Raw genomic sequence first — 17,811 nt, forward strand, 5'->3', positions numbered from 1 at the left:
ACGCCTACCCGGCGGTAGGTGCGACGATCGGACGGCAAAACGCAGCAAACGCAGTAGCAGCGAAAGCAGAGGAAGTCGGCCATGGCAACGGCGCCCAGCGTCTCCTACTCGATGACGGTCCGGCTGGAGGTGCCCGCGAGTGGAACCGCGGTCTCCCAGCTCACCGGGGCCGTCGAGTCCCACGGAGGCTCGGTGACCGGCCTCGACGTGACCGCCTCCGGCCACGAGAAGCTCCGCATCGACGTCACCATCGCCGCGACCTCCACGGCGCACGCCGACGAGATCGTCGAGCAGCTGCGCCACATCGAGGGCGTCACGCTCGGCAAGGTCTCCGACCGTACGTTCCTGATGCACCTCGGCGGCAAGATCGAGATGGCGTCGAAGCACCCCATCCGCAACCGTGACGACCTCTCGATGATCTACACGCCCGGCGTGGCCCGCGTCTGCATGGCGATCGCCGAGAACCCCGAGGACGCCCGCCGCCTCACCATCAAGCGCAACTCCGTTGCGGTCGTGACGGACGGCTCCGCCGTGCTGGGCCTCGGCAACATCGGCCCCAAGGCCGCGCTGCCCGTGATGGAGGGCAAGGCGGCGCTCTTCAAGCGGTTCGCCGGCATCGACGCCTGGCCGATCTGCCTGGACACCCAGGACACCGACGCCATCGTCGAGATCGTCAAGGCGATCGCCCCCGGCTTCGCGGGTATCAACCTGGAGGACATCTCCGCGCCCCGCTGCTTCGAGATCGAGGCCCGGCTGCGCGAGGCCCTCGACATCCCCGTCTTCCACGACGACCAGCACGGCACCGCGATCGTCGTCCTCGCCGCCCTCACCAACGCACTTCGCGTCGCCGGCAAGGCGATCGGTGACATCCGCGTCGTCATGTCGGGCGCGGGCGCGGCCGGCACGGCCATCCTCAAGCTGCTCATCGCCGCCGGTGTGAAGAACGCCGTCGTGGCCGACATCCACGGTGTCGTGCACTGCGACCGCGCCGACCTGGTGGACGCCGCCGCCGACTCGCCGCTGCGCTGGATCGCCGACAACACCAACCCCGAGGGCCTCACGGGCACGCTCAAGGAGGCCGTGCGCGGCGCCGACGTGTTCATCGGTGTCTCGGCCCCGAACGTCCTCGACGGCGACGACGTGGCCGGCATGGCCGACGACGCGATTGTGTTCGCGCTCGCGAACCCCGACCCCGAGGTCGACCCCGCGATCGCCCGGCAGACCGCGGCCGTCGTGGCCACCGGCCGCTCCGACTTCCCGAACCAGATCAACAACGTGCTGGTCTTCCCGGGTGTCTTCCGCGGTCTCCTCGACGCGCAGTCCCGGACCGTCAACACCGAGATGATGCTCGCCGCGGCGACCGCCCTCGCGGACGTCGTCACCGAGGACGAGCTGAACCCGAACTACATCATTCCGAGCGTCTTCAACGACAAGGTCGCGGGCGCGGTCGCCGGGGCCGTGCGCGAGGCCGCGAAGGCGGCGGCGTCGGCCTGAGGGCCGCCCACCGCTCCTCTGTGACGGTCGCCACGGCCCCGCGCCCCCGGCGCGTCGCGGGGCCGTGGTGCTTGTACGGCCCTTTAGTGTGGCGGCCAAGCTCAGGTCTGCCGGGCCCTGCGGTCCGCTCCGCGAGCGGACGACGCGCCACCGAAGGCGTGGTGGCGTGTTCCGTGTGACTCCCAAGGGTGTTCGTGTGACTCCCAGGGGTGCCGGATTGGCTTTCCCGCCGCAGGTGAGTGCAGGATGCGTCCCTGGGCGTTGGGTCTGACCACGGACCCGGGTCCGCCTCAACGGCAAGAAGAACACGGGAGTAACAACATGAACCGCAGTGAGCTGGTGGCCGCGCTGGCCGACCGCGCCGAGGTGACCCGCAAGGACGCCGACGCCGTGCTGGCCGCGTTCGCTGACGTCGTCGGCGACATCGTCTCCAAGGGCGACGAGAAGGTCACCATCCCCGGCTTCCTGACCTTCGAGCGCACCCACCGTGCCGCTCGCACCGCGCGCAACCCGCAGACCGGCGACCCGATCCAGATCCCGGCCGGCTACAGCGTGAAGGTCTCCGCGGGCAGCAAGCTCAAGGAAGCGGCCAAGGGCAAGTAACCTTGCCGTCCATCCCTCCGGGGATGGTGTAGCGCGCGTAGAACGCCTGATGGGGGCGGCACCCGATTTCCGGGTGCCGCCCCCGTCGTTGTTCGGGCGGGCCCTGGCCCTAGCCCAGCGCCTTGCCCGGCAGCTCCACCTTCGCGCCCAGCTCCACGAGCTTCTCCATGAAGTTCTCGTAGCCGCGGTTGATCAGTTCGATGCCGTGGACCCTGGACGTGCCCTGGGCCGCCAGCGCCGCGATGAGGTACGAGAAGCCGCCGCGCAGGTCGGGGATGACCAGGTCGGCGCCCTGGAGGCGGGTGGGGCCGGAGACGACCGCCGAGTGCAGGAAGTTGCGCTGGCCGAAGCGGCAGTGGGAGCCACCGAGGCACTCGCGGTAGAGCTGGATGTGCGCGCCCATCTGGTTCAGCGCGGAGGTGAAGCCCAGCCGGGACTCGTAGACCGTCTCGTGGACGATCGAGAGGCCCGTCGCCTGTGTCAGGGCCACCACCAGGGGCTGCTGCCAGTCGGTCTGGAAACCGGGGTGGACGTCCGTCTCCAGGGCGATCGACTTCAGCTGGCCGCCCGGGTGCCAGAAGCGGATGCCCTCGTCGTCGATCTCGAAGGCACCGCCCACCTTCCGGTAGGTGTTCAGGAACGTCATCATCGAGCGCTGCTGGGCGCCCCGGACGTAGATGTCGCCCTCGGTCGCCAGCGCCGCGGAAGCCCAGGAGGCGGCCTCCAGGCGGTCCGGGAGCGCCTTGTGGTTGTAGCCGCCGAGCGAGTCCACACCGGTGATGCGGATCGTGCGGTCGGTGTCCATCGCGATGATGGCGCCCATTTTCTGCAGGACGCAGATGAGGTCCTCGATCTCCGGCTCGATCGCCGCGTTCGAGAGCTCCGTCACACCCTCCGCGAGGACGGCGGTCAGCAGCACCTGCTCCGTCGCGCCGACGGACGGGTACGGCAGCTGGATCTTCGTACCGCGCAGCCGCCGCGGCGCCTCCAGGTACTGCCCGTCCTCCCGCTTCTCGATCTTCGCGCCGAACTGGCGCAGCACCTCGAAGTGGAAGTCGATCGGCCGGCCGCCGATGTCGCAGCCGCCGAGACCGGGGATGAAGGCGTGGCCGAGCCGGTGCAGCAGCGGACCGCAGAACAGGATCGGGATGCGCGACGAACCGGCGTGGGCGTCGATGTCGGCGACGTTCGCGCTCTCCACGTTCGTCGGGTCCATCACCAGCTCGCCCGGCTCGTCACCCGGGCGGACCGTTACGCCATGCAGCTGCAGCAGTCCGCGCACGACCCGCACGTCGCGGATGTCGGGGACGTTGCGCAGCCGGCTCGGACCGCTGCCGAGCAGCGCGGCGACCATGGCCTTGGGTACGAGGTTCTTCGCACCGCGGACACGGATCTCGCCACTGAGCGGGGTGCCGCCGTGTACAAGCAGTACGTCGTCAGAGCCGTTGACGGTCATGGATCTCGCGTTCCGTGGAGTTGGGCAGAGGTTTTCCGGCGTGGACGGACGGCCGGCGGACCCGGGGTACGGGGGCCGGCGCGGCGTGAGCCGGAGAGCTAGCGTAATCGCCGCCCACCCCCCTTCCGTAAGCCCGAGTACTTCTCAGCCACGTCATGGGTTCGCCACAACACGAACCGTTCACCACCGGCCACAGGGGGTCACCGTGACGGCCGTACGCCCCAGTCGCTTGCCTGCGCCGTGAGCTGCATTCACCTCGCTACCGGCATTGGCTCCCCGCGCGCGGGCAGGATGCGGGATCATGTCTGGCATGACCGAGGTGTCCTCGCTCACAGGGCGGCTGCTCGTGGCCACGCCCGCCCTGGCGGACCCGAACTTCGACCGCGCGGTGGTGCTGCTCCTCGACCACGACGAGGAGGGCTCGCTCGGGGTGGTCCTCAACCGCCCGACCCCGGTGGATGTCGGCGACATCCTGGAGGGCTGGGCGGAACTCGCCGGTGAACCCGGTGTCGTCTTCCAGGGCGGCCCGGTGCAGCTGGACGCGGCGCTCGGGGTCGCGGTGATACCCGGCGGCGGTTCCGTCGACCGGGCGCCGCTCGGCTGGAAGCGCGTCCACGGCGCGATCGGCCTCGTCGACCTGGAGGCCCCGCCGGAGCTGCTGGCCTCCGCGCTCGGCTCGCTGCGCATCTTCGCCGGGTACGCGGGCTGGGGTCCCGGCCAGTTGGAGGACGAACTGGTGGAGGGGGCCTGGTACGTCGTCGAGTCCGAACCCGGCGACGTCTCCTCGCCCAGCCCGGAGAGACTCTGGCGCGAGGTCCTGCGCCGCCAGCGCAGCGAACTCGCGATGGTGGCCACCTACCCGGACGACCCTTCGCTCAACTGATGTCCGTGAGCTTCAGTACCCTTGGCGTCATGAGCACTCTTGAGCCCGAGCGCGGTACTGGTACGGGGACCCTCGTCGAACCGACGCCGCAGACGTCGCACGGCGATGGTGACCACGAGCGCTTCGCCCACTACGTCCAGAAGGACAAGATCATGGCGAGCGCCCTCGACGGCACGCCCGTCGTGGCGTTGTGCGGCAAGGTGTGGGTCCCGGGCCGTGACCCGAAGAAGTACCCCGTGTGCCCCATGTGCAAGGAGATCTTCGAGTCCCTCGGCGCCGGCGGCGACCAGGGCGGCAAGGGCGACGGCAAGAAGTAACGGGGCGCCTCCGGCTCGGGGGTACGGGTACGTCGGCGAGTGCGGCGCGTGGGGGCTGGTCGCGCAGTTTCCCCGCGCCCCTTGAAAGCACGGGGCGCAGCCCCTGTCTTTTAGGGGCGTGGGGAACTGCGCGAACAACCACAGACCACCCGCACTCGCCGACGTACCTGTACCCCCGAGCTTTGTCGCGCCCCGTTGCACAGAACGCTTCCCCGGATCACAAGGTGGTTGAGACCTCTTGTGGTCATGTTCATGTACTCCATAGCCTCCGGTGTGTTGTGTAGAGCAGAACGTCCGTTGCAGAGAATGCAACGCTCCGCTCCCCCCTCCGGAGGATCCGTTCCATGAAGCTCGTCGCCCGACTCGCCGCGCCCGTAGCGGCCCTGGCCCTCGCGGGGCTGACCGCCTGCGCTCCTCAGACCTCCGAGAACTCCTCCTCCGGCGAGGACGAGCAGACCGGCACCCTCCGAGTCTGGCTCTTCCAGGAGGTGAGCAACGAGCCGAAGCAGAAGGTCGTCGACCAGGTGGTCGCGTCCTTCGAGAAGGCGCACGACGGCGCGAAGGTGAAGGTCGAGTACATCCCCGTCGAGACCCGCGCCCAGCGCATCAAGGCCGCCTTCAACGACCCGAAGAGCGCCCCGGACGTCATCGAGTACGGCAACACCGACACGGCCGGCTATGTGAAGGACGGCGGACTCGCCGACGTCACCACGGCGTTCAACGACTGGTCCGAGGCCAAGGACTCCGACCCGACCGCCAGGACCTCCGTGACGGTCGACGGCAAGATCTACGGCGCGCCCTTCTTCGTGGGCGTACGCGCCCTGTACTACCGCACCGACGTCTTCGACGAACTCGGCCTCGAAGCCCCGAAGACGATGGACGAGCTGGCCACCACCGCCAAGCAGATCCGTGCCGCCAAGCCGGACCTGTACGGCCTCGTCGTCGGCGGCGCCTACACGTACGGCGCCATGCCCTTCGTCTGGGCCAACGGCGGCGAGATAGCCGAGGGCAAGGGCGGCTCCTACGCCTCGACCATCGACAGCGCGGCCGCCCAGAAGGGCATCGAGGCGTACACCTCGCTCTTCGGCGACGACAACTGCCCCGCCGCCAAGTGCGCGAGCATGGGCGGCAACGACACGGTCACCGCGTTCGCCGCGGGCAAGGCGGGCATGGCGATCGGCGGCGACTTCAGCCACGCGGCCGTGGAGGCCGGCAAGGTCAAGGGCAAGTACGCGGTCGTACCGCTGCCGGGGGTGAAGTCCGGCTCGGTGGCGCCGGCGTTCGCGGGCGGCAACAACATCGGCGTACTGAAGAGCACCACGCACCGCACCCTCGCCGTCGACCTGATGAAGCGGCTGGCGTCCAAGGAGACCCAGGGCGAGCTCTTCGACGCGATGGGCTTCCTGCCGACGTACACGGACGTGCGGGCCGAGGCGGCCAAGGAGGAGCCGTTCATCGCCCCGTTCGTGAAGACGCTGTCGTCCGGGACGAAGTTCGTGCCCGTGTCGCCGGCGTGGGCGCAGATCGACGCGTCGCTGGTGCTGCCGACGATGTTCCAGGAGGTCGTCAGCGGCAAGAAGGACGTGGCCGAGGCGTCGAAGGACGCGGCGAAGCAGATGAACGATGCGTTCGGCTCCGCCGGTTGAGCGGGGGGTGCCTGAGGGGGTGGGGGGTGCTGAGCGTCGGCGGGTGCGGGTTCGTCGTGGCTCGTCGCGCGGTTCCCCGCGCCCCTGTCGGGGCGCCACCCCCTGGCTCTATCTCGCCCCCACGCTCGTCGTCCTCGGTGGGCTGCTCGTTTATCCGGTCTATCAGCTGGGCCTGATCTCGTTCTTCGAGTACACCCAGGCTCAGGTCAGTGGCGGGGAACCGACCACCTTCCAAGGGTTCGGGAACTACGCCGAACTGTTCGGGGACGCCGAGTTCTGGCGGGTGCTGCTCGCCACGGTCGTGTTCGCGGCGGCGTGCGTGGTGTCCACGCTCGCCGTCGGGTGCGCGCTCGCCGTGCTGCTGACACGAGTACGGGCCGTGCCCCGGCTCGCCCTGATGCTGGCCGCGCTCGGCGCGTGGGCGACCCCGGCGATCACCGGCTCCACGGTGTGGCTGCTGCTGTTCGACCCCGACTTCGGCCCGGTCAACCGGATCCTGGGCCTCGGCGATCACTCCTGGACGTACGGGCGTTACAGCGCCTTCTTCCTCGTCCTGCTCGAAGTGGTCTGGTGCTCCTTCCCGTTCGTGATGGTGACCGTCTACGCGGGCATCCGCGCCGTACCGTCGGAGGTACTGGAGGCCGCGGCCCTGGACGGTGCCTCGCAGTGGCGGATCTGGCGGTCGGTCCTCGCGCCGATCCTCCGCCCGATCCTCGTCGTCGTCACCATCCAGTCGATCATCTGGGACTTCAAGGTCTTCACCCAGATCTATGTGATGACGGGCGGCGGCGGTATCGCGGGCCAGAACCTCGTACTGAACGTGTACGCCTACCAGAAGGCCTTCGCGTCCTCCCAGTACAGCCTCGGCTCCGCGATCGGCGTGGTGATGCTGGTGATTCTGCTGGCGGTCACCCTGGTGTATTTGCGACTGCTGCGCAGACAAGGGGAGGAGCTGTGAATTCTCCGGGTTTCGTACGCCGGCCCTGGCGGCTCGCCGCGGAGGCATCCGCCCTGGTCATCGCGGCCGTGGTGGCGTTCCCCCTTTACTGGATGGCGCTGAGCGCCTTCAAGCCGGCGGGTGAGATCGAGTCGACCGAACCCCGGCCCTGGACGCTCGCGCCGACGCTGGATTCCTTCCGGCGGGTCTTCGGACAGCAGGAATTCGGCCGGTACTTCGTCAACAGCCTTGTCGTCGCCTGCACGGTGGTGGTGGCCTCCGCGCTGATCGCCTTTCTCGCGGCGACGGCGGTCACCCGATTCCGCTTCCGTTTCCGCACCACCTTGTTGATCATGTTCCTGGTGGCTCAGATGGTGCCCGTGGAGGCACTGACCATCCCCCTCTTCTTCCAGATGCGGGACTTCGGCCAACTCAACACCCTGGGTTCGCTGATCCTGCCCCATATCGCCTTCTCGCTGCCCTTCGCGATCTGGATGCTGCGGGGCTTCGTGAAGGCCGTACCGGAGGCCCTGGAGGAGGCCGCCTACCTCGACGGGGCGAGCCGTTCCCGATTCCTCTGGCAGATCCTTTTCCCGCTCGTCTTCCCGGGGCTGGTGGCCACCAGCGTCTTCTCCTTCATCTCGGCCTGGAACGACTTCCTGTTCGCCAAGTCGTTCATCATCAGCGACACGTCGCAGTCCACTCTGCCGATGGCCCTGCTCGTCTTCTACAAGCCGGACGAGCCCGACTGGGGCGGCGTGATGGCGGCCTCCACGGTGATGACGATTCCGGTGCTGATCTTCTTCGTACTCGTACAGCGGCGCCTGGTGTCCGGGCTCGGCGGCGCGGTCAAGGACTGAAAGGTCTGATCATTCATGGATCTCATTCCGGTACCTCACCAGATGGAGCGGGCCACGGGCTTCCTCGACATCGGCGACGGCTTCGGGATCGAGGCCGGGCCGGGCACCGAGGGCACCGCGCGCTGGCTGCGCTCGACGCTCGGCGCGGCGACCGGGCTCGCGCTGCCGCCCAAGAAGGGGGACGAGTACGACGTCCTCCATCTCTCCGTCCGGCCCGGACTCGACGCCGAGGCCTACCGCCTGGTCATCGCCCCCCACGGCGTCCACATCCAGGGCGGCTCGCCCGCCGGTGTCTTCTGGGGAGCCCAGACGCTGCGCCAGCTTCTCGGCCCCGACGCGTTCCGGCGGGCACCCCTTCCCGGCCGTACGTGGCGGCTGCCCCTGACGGAGATCCGGGACTCCCCCCGCTTCTCCTGGCGCGGCCTCATGCTCGACGTCGCCCGGCACTTTCTCCCCAAGGACCAGGTGCTGCGCCACCTGGACCTGATGGCCGCGCACAAACTCAACGTCCTCCACTTCCACCTGACGGACGACCAGGGCTGGCGGATCGAGATCGAGCGCTACCCGAGGCTGACGGAGGTCGGATCGTGGCGGGCCCGTACGAAATTCGGCCACCGGGCCTCGCCCCTCTGGGAGGAGAAGCCGCACGGGGGTTACTACACGCGCGACGACCTCCGCGAGATCGTCGCGTACGCCGCCGAGCGGCATATCACCGTGGTCCCCGAGATCGATATCCCCGGACACAGCCAGGCCGCCATCGCCGCGTATCCGGAACTGGGCAACACCGACGTCATCGACACGACCTCCCTCACCGTCTGGGACACCTGGGGCATCAGCGAGAACGTACTCGCCCCCACTGACAACACTTTGCGCTTCTACGAGGGGGTCCTGGAGGAAGTCCTGGACCTCTTTCCCTCGGCCTTCGTGCACATCGGCGGCGACGAGTGCCCCAAGGACCAGTGGAAGGAGTCGGCCACCGCGCAGGCGCGCATCCGGGAGCTGGGGCTCGCGGACGAGGACGAGTTGCAGTCCTGGTTCATCCGGCACTTCGACAACTGGCTGACCGCGCGCGGGCGTCGCCTGATCGGATGGGACGAGATCCTGCAGGGCGGCCTGGCGCCGGGGGCGGCCGTGTCGTCCTGGCGGGGCTACGCGGGCGGCATCACGGCGGCCCGCGCGGGACACGACGTGGTCATGTGCCCCGAGCAGCAGGTGTACCTGGACCACCGTCAGGACGGCGGCCCCAACGAGCCGGTGCCCATCGGCTACGTACGCACCCTGGAGGACGTCTTCCGGTTCGAGCCGGTTCCACCGGAGTTGACGCCCGAGGAGGCACGGCACGTGCTGGGCACCCAGGCCAACGTGTGGACCGAGGTCATGGAGGACCCCGCGCGCGTGGACTACCAGACGTTCCCGCGCCTGGCGGCCTTCGCCGAAGTGGCCTGGAGCCGGCTGCCGGCGCCCGCCGAGCGTGACTTCGCGGACTTCGAACGCCGGATGAGGGCCCATTACCGGCGACTTGACGCCCTGGGGGTCGGTTATCGGCCGCCTTCGGGCCCGCGCCCGTGGCAGCGGCGACCCGGGGTGCTCGGACGCCCGATCGAGGGAACGCCCCCGAACGTGTGAGACGACCGCGAAGCCGTAGGACGGAAAGCGCGTGCCCTGCGACGGTGGCCGCATGGTGAACGAGAGGTGCAAGAGGCGCAAGAGTCACCGGAGGGTGTCAATTCACGCCTATTGGTGAAGGCGTGGCAAAACGGACCCTCTCTCGGGTGAGGTGGGCGAATGCCTCCTGGCGGACCCCCGCGTTCGGGCCTCGCGAGAATGTGCCAGAGTTGCCACGTCCGCCCTGTCAGCACGTACGGTACGGCAACACAGGCGGACCAGGTGGGGCAGCGGGAAGGGGCAGCCGGTTTGACCACGCACGCACCGCAGGCGGCGCAGGCCGTGACCCTGCCCGGCTCGCTGGACGAGGCCGTGGCGGCCCTCGCCGCCATGCCCTGGGCGGTTCCGGTGGCGGGCGGCACGGACCTCATGGCCGCGGTCAACTCCGGGCAGCTCAGGCCGGCCGCACTCGTCGGCCTCGGCAAGATCAGCGAGATCCGCGGCTGGCAGTACCAGGACGGACACGCCCTGCTCGGCGCCGGACTGACGCACGCCCGGATGGGGCGCCCGGACTTCGCGGCGCTCATCCCGGCGCTCGCGGCGGCCGCGCGCGCCGCCGGACCACCGCAGATCCGCAACGCCGGCACCCTCGGCGGCAACATCGCGACGGCCGCCCCCACCGGGGACGCGCTGCCCGTGCTGGCCGCCCTGGAGGCGACGCTGATCATCGCGGGCCCGGGCGGGGCCCGCCGTGAGATGCCCGTCTCCCATCTGCTGGCCGGCATGGAGATGCTGCGCCCCGGTGAACTCATCGGGTTCGTGCGCGTGCCGCTGCTGCACGCGCCCCAGGTCTTCCTGAAGGCCACCGGCCGCACCGGCCCCGGCCGCGCGGTCGCCTCCGTCGCCCTCGTCCTCGATCCCGCCCGGCGCGGGGTGCGGTGCGCCGTCGGCGCCATAGCGCCGATGCCGCTGCGCCCGCTGGACGCCGAGGCGTGGGTCGGTCAGCTGATCGACTGGGACGGCGAGCGCACCCTCGTGCCCGAGGCGCTCCAGGCCTTCGGCGAGTACGTCGCCGCCGCCTGCATCCCGGACCCGGCCCCCGAAGTCGACGGCTCCGTACCACCGCTTCCGCCCGCCGTACTGCACCTGCGGCGCACCGTCGCCGCGCTGGCCCGACGAGCACTGGGGAGGGCACTGTCGTGACCGACGACCAGCACGGAGAGGGCACCCCGCAGCAGGGGGGCCAGGGCGGCTGGGAGCGGCTGCCGCAGGGCGACTACGACGACGGCGCCACCACCTTCGTCCAGCTCCCCGAAGGGGGCATCGACGCGCTCCTCGCCGCCGACAGCCCGCTCGCCGCGCCCGGCCACGGCTATGTGCCGCCGCCCATAGCGGCCAACCCGGCCACCACCGCCGGAACCGACCCGTCCGCCCCGGGCGAGTGGGGGATGCCGGCCGGGGGCGCCGAGTGGCACGACCCGAACGCCGGGCAGCCGCAGCCCCCGGCGCAGGACGGGTTCACATACAACCCGGGCTCGACCGGACAGTGGACGTTCGAGGAGCCGGCCGCCCAGGAAGGCGCCGCTCCCGGTCATGACGTGACCGGCGAGTGGTCGATTCCGGTCGCCGGGGGTGATCTTCCGGACGAATCCGGGGAGTTCAGCACCTCCGCGCTCGTCGAGCAGTGGGGCGGCACCCCGCCCGCCACCCTCCCCGGCGGCGCCCCCGCGCCCTGGGCGACCGAGCAGATCGGCACGGCGTGGACCGCGCCGCCGCCTCCGGCCCGGACCGAGGAGCACGAGGCCGGGGAGCGGCCGGCCGGGGACACCGCGCCGGGCGGGACGGCGGAGGCCCGTGAGGAGCCCTCCGCGGCCCCTGGAGAGGCGTACGGCGATCCGGGCCCCGAGACCGCCGAGGAGGCCCCCGAGGCCGCCCACGAGCCCGCTGAGGCGGTCGGTGAGGCCACCGCGGAGGCCGCGGGCCCGCCGGACTCGGACGCGGCCCCCGAAACGTCCGTCGCCGACGACGCGTCCGACACCCCCGAGGCCGCCGAGACCGAGGCCGGGACCGACGGCGAGCCCGCCCCGGCCGACGAGCCCGCCCCGACCGCGCCCCCGCAGGACGACCACCCCCTCGCCTCGTACGTCCTGCGCGTCAACGGCACCGAACGGCCCGTCACCGACGCCTGGATCGGCGAGTCCCTGCTCTACGTGCTGCGGGAGCGGCTCGGCCTCGCGGGCGCCAAGGACGGCTGCTCCCAGGGCGAGTGCGGCGCCTGCAACGTGCAGGTCGACGGCAGGCTCGTCGCCTCCTGCCTGGTCCCCTCCGTCACCGCCGCGGGCAGCGAGGTGCGCACCGTCGAGGGCCTCGCCGCCGACGGCCGGCCCTCGGACGTGCAGCGGGCCCTCGCCCGGTGCGGTGCCGTGCAGTGCGGTTTCTGCGTGCCCGGCATGGCGATGACCGTGCACGACCTGCTGGAGGGCAACCCCGCGCCCACCGACCTGGAGACCCGCCAGGCGCTCTGCGGCAACCTCTGCCGCTGCTCCGGCTACCGGGGCGTCCTGTCGGCCGTCCGCGAGGTCGTCGCCGAACGCGAGGCGCACGCCGCCGCCGAGAACGAGGCCGGCGCGGACACCGACGAGGCACGCATCCCGCACCAGGCGGGCCCCGGCGCGGGCGGCGTCAACACGGCGGCGTACGAAGCCCAGGGAGCGCCCCCGACAGCACCGCACGACCCCGACCGGTCCTACGGCGGCCAGGGCCTGTCGTTCCCGGGTCAGGACGACTCGTACGGCGGGCAGGGCCAGTCCTTCGGCAGGCAGGGTGACACCTACGGCAGTCAGGGGCAGTCCTTCGGCGCCCAGGACGACTCGTACGGCGGTCAGGGCCAGTCCTTCGGCGGTCAGGGCGACACGTACGGCGGCCAGGGCCAGTCCTTCGGCGGTCAGGGCGACACGTACGGCGGTCAGGGGCAGTCCTTCGGCGCCCAGGACGACTCGTACGGCGGTCAGGACGACTCGTACGGCGGTCAGGGCCGGTCGTTCGGCCAGGACGGAGGCCAGGCGTGAGCAACGAAACCATCATCGCGACGCCGGCGGGCCCCGGGGAGGCCGCGCCCGCGTCCGAGCAACTGCCGCACGGCCTGGGCGCGTCGCTGCCGTCCGCCGACGCGCGCGCCAAGTCGGAGGGCACCTTCCCGTACGCGGCCGACCTGTGGGCCGAGGGCCTGCTGTGGGCCGCCGTGCTCCGCTCGCCGCACCCGCACGCGCGCATCGTGTCCATCGACACGTCCCACGCGCGCGAGATGCCCGGCGTACGGGCCGTCGTCACCCACGAGGACGTGCCGGGCGCCGCCCTGCACGGCCGCGGCAAGGCCGACCGGCCGCTGTTCGCCTCCGAGGTCGTGCGCCACCACGGCGAGCCCCTCGCGGCCGTCGCCGCCGACCACCCGGACACCGCGCGGATGGCCGCCGCCGCCGTCATCGTCGAGTACGAGGTGCTCGACCCGGTGATCGACCCGGAGCAGGCCTTCGAGGCCGAGCCCCTGCACCCCGACGGCAACCTGATCCGCCACATCCCGCTGCGCCACGGCGACCCGAACGCGGCCGGCGAGATCGTCGTCGAGGGCCAGTACCGCATCGGCCGCGCCGACCCGGCCCCCATCGGCGCCGAGGCCGGCCTCGCCGTGCCCCGCCCCGACGGCGGAGTCGAGCTGTACGTCGCCTCCACCGACCCGCACACCGACCGCGCCGCCGCCGCCGCCTGCTACGGCCTGGCCCCCGACCGCGTCAAGATCGTCGTCACCGGTGTCCCCGGCGCCACCGCCGACCGCGAGGACCAGGGCTTCCAACTCCCGCTCGGCCTGCTCGCCCTGAAGACCGGCTGCCCGGTCAAGCTGACGGCCACGCGCGAGGAGTCCTTCCTGGGCCACGCCCACCGCCACCCCACCCTGCTGCGCTACCGCCACCACGCGGACGCCGAGGGCAGGCTGGTCAAGGTCGAGGCACAGATCCTGCTGGACGCGGGCGCGTACGCCGACACCTCCTCGGAGGCGCTGGCCGCCGCCGTCTCCTTCGCCTGCGGCCCGTACGTCGTCCCGAACGCCTTCATCGAGGGCTGGGCCGTACGCACCAACAACCCGCCGTCGGGCCATGTGCGCGGCGAGGGCGCGATGCAGGTGTGCGCCGCGTACGAGGCCCAGATGGACAAGCTGGCGAAGAAGCTGGGCATCGAGCCGGCGGAACTGCGCATGCGTAACGTGATGTCCACGGGCGACGTGCTGCCGACGGGCCAGTCGGTGACCTGCCCGGCGCCGGTCGCCGAACTCCTCCAGGCCGTCCGGGAGTTCCCGCTGCCGGACCTCCCCAAGGACACCCCCGAGGAGGAGTGGCTGCTGCCCGGCGGCCCCGAGGGCGCGGGCGAGCCGGGTGCCGTCCGCCGTGGTGTCGGCTACGGCCTCGGCATGGTCCACATGCTCGGCGCCGAGGGCGCGGACGAGGTCTCCACCGCCACCGTGAAGGTCCACGACGGCATCGCGACCGTCCTGTGCGCCGCCGTCGACACCGGCCAGGGTTTCTCCACCCTCGCCCGGCAGATCGTCCAGGAGACCCTCGGCATCGACGAGGTCCACATCGCCCAGGTCGACACCGACCAGCCCCCGGCGGGCCCGAGCTGCCGAGGCCGCCACACCTGGGTCTCCGGCGGCGCGGTGGAACGCGCGGCCAAGATGGTCCGCACCCAACTGCTGCAACCGCTCGCGCACAAGTTCGGCATGTCCACGGAGCTGCTGCAGATCACCGACGGCAAGATCACGTCGTACGACGGCGTCCTGTCGACCACGGTCGCGGAGGCGCTGGACGGCAAGGAGCTCTGGGCCACCGCCCAGTGCCGCCCCCACCCCACCGAGCCGCTGGACGGCGCCGGCCAGGGGGACGCGTTCGTGGGCATGGCCTTCTGCGCGATCCGGGCCGTGGTGGACGTCGACATCGAACTCGGCTCGGTACGGGTCGTGGAGCTGGCCGTCGCCCAGGACGTCGGCCGGATCCTCAACCCGGCGCAGCTCACCGCGCGGATCGAGGCGGGCGTCACCCAGGGCGTCGGCATCGCGCTCACCGAGAACCTGCGCACCCCCCGCGGTCTGATCCGCCACCCCGACCTGACGGGCTACGCCCTGCCCACCGCCCTAGACACCCCCGACATCCAGATCGTCAAACTGGTGGAGGAACGGGACGTCGTGGCCCCCTTCGGCGCGAAGGCGGCCAGCGCGGTGCCGGTCGTCACCTCTCCGGCGGCCATCGCGGCGGCGGTACGGGCGGCCACGGGCCGTCCCGTGAACCGCCTCCCGATCCGGCCGCAGGCGGCGGTGGTGACGGGGGCGTAGACCGCCCCCGCGTAGCCCCTGAGGTGCGTGTTCGTCCGTACGTCGGGCGTTGTCAGTGGGGCGGCGTATGGTTCTTGGCAGTGGGGACGACAACCGTTCGGCGGCTCTGGGGGTCCTCACTGGGGGAAGCACGCTGCGGACCATGTGCCGGGGGGAGCCATGAGCACTATGACGATGGGGACAATGGGCCTGACGGACCTGAACGACCTGAACAACCTGAACAACCTGCACCACTTGAACGACCTGGCGGTGCTGACCGGGGGCCCGGTCACCCGGTCGGGGCTGGCGCTGGACCTGCCCGCCCTCCTCCTCGACGAGGAGTTCGGCCAGAGCAAGGTGTGGCGCTTCGAGGACTTCGACTTCCCGGCCACGCTCACCCACGAGCCGACCCGCCGCTTCCTGCGGGACATGGGCCTGCCCGAGGACCACGGCTTCTTCCAGCTCGACACGGACATCCCCCTGCCGACCCTCGCCGAGTACCACGCGAACGAGCGCCCGGGTGAGTTCACCCCCGAGCGACTCCCCGCCAGGGCGGCCCACTTGATACGCCTCGGCCACTTCGTCGAGGGCAACAGCCTCGTCGTCGACGGCACCACCGGCGCGATTCTCAACTGGAGCGAGCCCGAGTCGGCCCTGACGCCGCTCGACGCGGACATCTCCACCCTCGCCTTCACCCTGTGGCTGCTGCACCGCGAGAAGCGGGAGAAGACGGCGACGGGTTGCTGGGTGGAGCGCCTGCGGAACGAGGCCTGCGCGGCCCTGCCGGAGACCGTGGCGGGAATCGAACCCGCGTAAGTCCCCGCGAGCGGAGCTCGCTGATGGATGTGGCGCAGGCGACCCCCTGAACCACTCGGGCACACGGTCGTGTCGGGAGCGTTGGGCGGGTGATGCCTTCGCGCTCCGAACTCGATGTGTCGACCGTAGGCGGGGCTCGGGCGGCGCCTCAAGGGCGGTGGGCGCGCTGCAACGGGACTGCCATACGCCGTTCATGAACGGCGGGCCTACGACGAAGGTCCCAGGCGGCGGAGACCTCAGGACAGGGGCGAACGGCGTTGACGCCCCTTACGCTGGCGGGCATGGCTGCCTTGGAACCGCGTGACACGGGCGTCGCGCAGACGCCTCCCGACCCGTCCGTCACCGCCGAGGACGAGGAGGGGGTGCTGGGCCGCTCCTACCGGGCGCTCAGTGTCGGCATCGTCTCCGTCGTGCTGTTGATCGCGTTCGAGGCGATGGCGGTCGGAACGGCGATGCCGGTCGCGGCGCGGGAGTTGGACGGCATCTCGGCGTACGGCTTCGCGTTCTCGGCGTACTTCACGACGAGTCTGTTCGGGATGGTGCTGGCGGGGCAGTGGGCGGACCGGCGGGGGCCGCTCGGAGCGGTGTCGGCGGGGATCGCCGCCTTCGGGGCCGGGTTGGTGCTGTCGGGGACCGCCGGGGCGATGTGGCTCTTCGTTCTCGGTCGGGCCGTGCAGGGGCTCGGTGGCGGGCTGGTGGTCGTCGCGCTGTACGTGGTGGTCGGGCGGGCGTACCCGGAGCGGCTGCGACCGTCGATCATGGCGGCCTTCGCGGCGAGTTGGGTCGTCCCGTCCGTCGTCGGCCCCCTTGCCGCCGGCACGGTCACGGAACACCTGGGCTGGCGCTGGGTGTTCGTGGGGATCCCCGTGCTGGTCGTACTGCCGTTGGGCCTGGCGCTGCCGCAGATACGGCGGAGGGCGTCGGGGCCGGTGGAAGGGGCGGCCACGACACAGGCTTCGCCGTCCTCGTCCTCGTCCGTCCCGGCCGACTCCGCCCCGGCCGATTCCGCTCCGGCTGAGGCTGCCGCCTTCGACGGGCGGCGTATCCGGCTCGCCCTCGCGGTCGCGCTCGGCGCCGGGCTGTTGCAGTACGCGGCTCAGGATCTGCGGTGGCTGTCGCTCGTGCCGGCGGTGGCGGGAGCGGCGCTGCTGGTGCCGGCGGTGCTGGGGCTGTTGCCGCGGGGGACGTACCGGGCGGTGCGGGGGCTGCCGTCCGTGGTGCTGCTGCGCGGGGTGGCGGCGGGATCGTTCGTCGCGGCCGAGTCGTTCGTGCCGCTGATGCTGGTGACGCAGCGGGGGCTGTCGCCGACGCTCGCCGGGTTCTCGCTCGCGGCGGGTGGCGGGGCCTGGGCGGTGGGCTCGTGGGTGCAGGCGCGGGCGGCGGTGGAGCCGTACCGGGAGCGGCTGATGACGTGGGGGATGGTGCTGGTCGCGGCGGCGATCGCCTCGCTGCCGAGTGTGCTGGTCGAGTCCGTCCCGGTGTGGATCGTGGCCGTCGCATGGGGCTTCGGCTGCTTCGGGATGGGTCTCGTCATCTCCTCCACCAGCGTCCTGTTGCTCCACCTCTCCGCCCCCGAAGAGGCCGGCGCCAACTCCGCCGCCCTCCAGATGTCCGACGGCCTCTCCAACGCGCTCCTCCTCGCGGCGGGCGGCGCCGCCTTCGCCGCGCTCGGCGGTGGCGCGGTCGGCCACACGTCCACCACGGCCACCGGCGCCGCGTCCCACCCGGCCGCCTTCGTCGTGGTGTTCCTGCCGATGGCGGGGGTGGCGCTGGTGGGGGCTTGGGTGAGTACGCGGTTGAGGGAGCCCACACCCTAGCTGCCTTTGGTACCAATC

The 17,811-nt window shown here is 71.3% G+C and carries 14 protein-coding genes and 1 tRNA gene; 13 read left to right on the forward strand and 2 right to left on the reverse strand.

Going from position 1 to position 17,811, the window contains the following annotated elements:
• Positions 1–81: 81 nt before the first annotated feature.
• Complete coding sequence (locus ACWD26_RS14560) at positions 82–1,494, forward strand: malic enzyme-like NAD(P)-binding protein (RefSeq protein WP_451269789.1); 1,413 nt, start codon at positions 82–84, stop codon at positions 1,492–1,494.
• Positions 1,495–1,815: 321 nt separating this feature from the next.
• Entirely contained in the window at positions 1,816–2,097 is a 282-nt protein-coding gene (locus tag ACWD26_RS14565; protein ID WP_055512725.1) for an HU family DNA-binding protein, read from the forward strand.
• A 109-nt stretch (positions 2,098–2,206) separates the two neighbouring features.
• Here the strand turns inward: ACWD26_RS14565 and murA are convergent, their stop codons facing one another.
• On the reverse strand, positions 2,207–3,553 hold the full coding sequence (gene murA, locus ACWD26_RS14570) for a UDP-N-acetylglucosamine 1-carboxyvinyltransferase (RefSeq protein ID WP_451269792.1): 1,347 nt from the start codon (positions 3,551–3,553) through the stop codon (positions 2,207–2,209).
• Between the two features lie 310 nt (positions 3,554–3,863).
• Between murA and ACWD26_RS14575 the strand changes: the two genes are divergently transcribed.
• From ACWD26_RS14575 to ACWD26_RS14620, 10 genes are all read left to right on the forward strand, one after another.
• A complete protein-coding gene (locus ACWD26_RS14575) occupies positions 3,864–4,436 on the forward strand; it encodes a YqgE/AlgH family protein (protein WP_451269794.1) in 573 nt (190 codons plus the stop codon).
• Between the two features lie 29 nt (positions 4,437–4,465).
• Positions 4,466–4,753 carry a DUF3039 domain-containing protein gene (locus tag ACWD26_RS14580; protein WP_451269796.1) on the forward strand — a complete coding sequence of 96 codons (288 nt, stop codon included), beginning with the start codon at positions 4,466–4,468 and terminating at the stop codon, positions 4,751–4,753.
• Positions 4,754–5,097: 344 nt separating this feature from the next.
• Positions 5,098–6,399: an extracellular solute-binding protein gene (locus tag ACWD26_RS14585; protein WP_451269798.1), complete on the forward strand. Its 1,302-nt coding sequence runs from the start codon at positions 5,098–5,100 to the stop codon at positions 6,397–6,399.
• Complete coding sequence (locus ACWD26_RS14590; protein ID WP_451269800.1) at positions 6,377–7,357, forward strand: carbohydrate ABC transporter permease; 981 nt, start codon at positions 6,377–6,379, stop codon at positions 7,355–7,357. The genes ACWD26_RS14585 and ACWD26_RS14590 overlap by 23 nt, the downstream gene beginning before the upstream one ends.
• Positions 7,354–8,196 (forward strand): carbohydrate ABC transporter permease, encoded by an 843-nt coding sequence (locus tag ACWD26_RS14595; protein ID WP_451269802.1) that lies wholly within the window; start codon positions 7,354–7,356, stop codon positions 8,194–8,196. Before ACWD26_RS14590 ends, ACWD26_RS14595 begins: the two co-directional genes overlap by 4 nt.
• 15 nt (positions 8,197–8,211) lie before the next feature.
• Positions 8,212–9,822: a beta-N-acetylhexosaminidase gene (locus tag ACWD26_RS14600; protein ID WP_451269804.1), complete on the forward strand. Its 1,611-nt coding sequence runs from the start codon at positions 8,212–8,214 to the stop codon at positions 9,820–9,822.
• A 288-nt stretch (positions 9,823–10,110) separates the two neighbouring features.
• Positions 10,111–11,004: an FAD binding domain-containing protein gene (locus ACWD26_RS14605; RefSeq protein ID WP_257564779.1), complete on the forward strand. Its 894-nt coding sequence runs from the start codon at positions 10,111–10,113 to the stop codon at positions 11,002–11,004.
• Entirely contained in the window at positions 11,001–12,869 is a 1,869-nt protein-coding gene (locus ACWD26_RS14610; RefSeq protein ID WP_451269806.1) for a 2Fe-2S iron-sulfur cluster-binding protein, read from the forward strand. Before ACWD26_RS14605 ends, ACWD26_RS14610 begins: the two co-directional genes overlap by 4 nt.
• Positions 12,866–15,181 carry a xanthine dehydrogenase family protein molybdopterin-binding subunit gene (locus ACWD26_RS14615; protein WP_451269808.1) on the forward strand — a complete coding sequence of 772 codons (2,316 nt, stop codon included), beginning with the start codon at positions 12,866–12,868 and terminating at the stop codon, positions 15,179–15,181. Before ACWD26_RS14610 ends, ACWD26_RS14615 begins: the two co-directional genes overlap by 4 nt.
• 159 nt (positions 15,182–15,340) lie before the next feature.
• A complete protein-coding gene (locus ACWD26_RS14620; RefSeq protein ID WP_451269810.1) occupies positions 15,341–15,976 on the forward strand; it encodes an SUKH-4 family immunity protein in 636 nt (211 codons plus the stop codon).
• Here the strand turns inward: ACWD26_RS14620 and ACWD26_RS14625 are convergent.
• Positions 15,948–16,045 (reverse strand) — tRNA-OTHER (locus ACWD26_RS14625). The two genes, ACWD26_RS14620 and ACWD26_RS14625, sit on opposite strands and share 29 nt — an antisense overlap.
• Before the next feature lie 212 nt (positions 16,046–16,257).
• On the opposite strand from ACWD26_RS14625, the gene ACWD26_RS14630 reads away from it, so the two are divergent.
• Positions 16,258–17,793, forward strand: coding sequence for an MFS transporter (locus ACWD26_RS14630; RefSeq protein WP_451269812.1), 1,536 nt, complete (start codon positions 16,258–16,260; stop codon positions 17,791–17,793).
• The last annotated feature ends 18 nt before the right edge of the window (positions 17,794–17,811 follow it).

The organism is Streptomyces sp. NPDC002787 (assembly GCF_053592095.1).

Coding starts and splice junctions, on each gene's coding strand:
- ACWD26_RS14620 (WP_451269810.1), top strand. CDS start 15,341: ATGAGCACTATGACGATGGGGACAATGGGCCTGACGGACCTGAACGAC.
- ACWD26_RS14565 (WP_055512725.1), top strand. CDS start 1,816: ATGAACCGCAGTGAGCTGGTGGCCGCGCTGGCCGACCGCGCCGAGGTG.
- ACWD26_RS14580 (WP_451269796.1), top strand. CDS start 4,466: ATGAGCACTCTTGAGCCCGAGCGCGGTACTGGTACGGGGACCCTCGTC.
- ACWD26_RS14575 (WP_451269794.1), top strand. CDS start 3,864: ATGACCGAGGTGTCCTCGCTCACAGGGCGGCTGCTCGTGGCCACGCCC.
- ACWD26_RS14560 (WP_451269789.1), top strand. CDS start 82: ATGGCAACGGCGCCCAGCGTCTCCTACTCGATGACGGTCCGGCTGGAG.
- murA (WP_451269792.1), bottom strand. CDS start 3,553: ATGACCGTCAACGGCTCTGACGACGTACTGCTTGTACACGGCGGCACC.
- ACWD26_RS14630 (WP_451269812.1), top strand. CDS start 16,258: ATGGCTGCCTTGGAACCGCGTGACACGGGCGTCGCGCAGACGCCTCCC.
- ACWD26_RS14585 (WP_451269798.1), top strand. CDS start 5,098: ATGAAGCTCGTCGCCCGACTCGCCGCGCCCGTAGCGGCCCTGGCCCTC.
- ACWD26_RS14600 (WP_451269804.1), top strand. CDS start 8,212: ATGGATCTCATTCCGGTACCTCACCAGATGGAGCGGGCCACGGGCTTC.
- ACWD26_RS14590 (WP_451269800.1), top strand. CDS start 6,377: ATGCGTTCGGCTCCGCCGGTTGAGCGGGGGGTGCCTGAGGGGGTGGGG.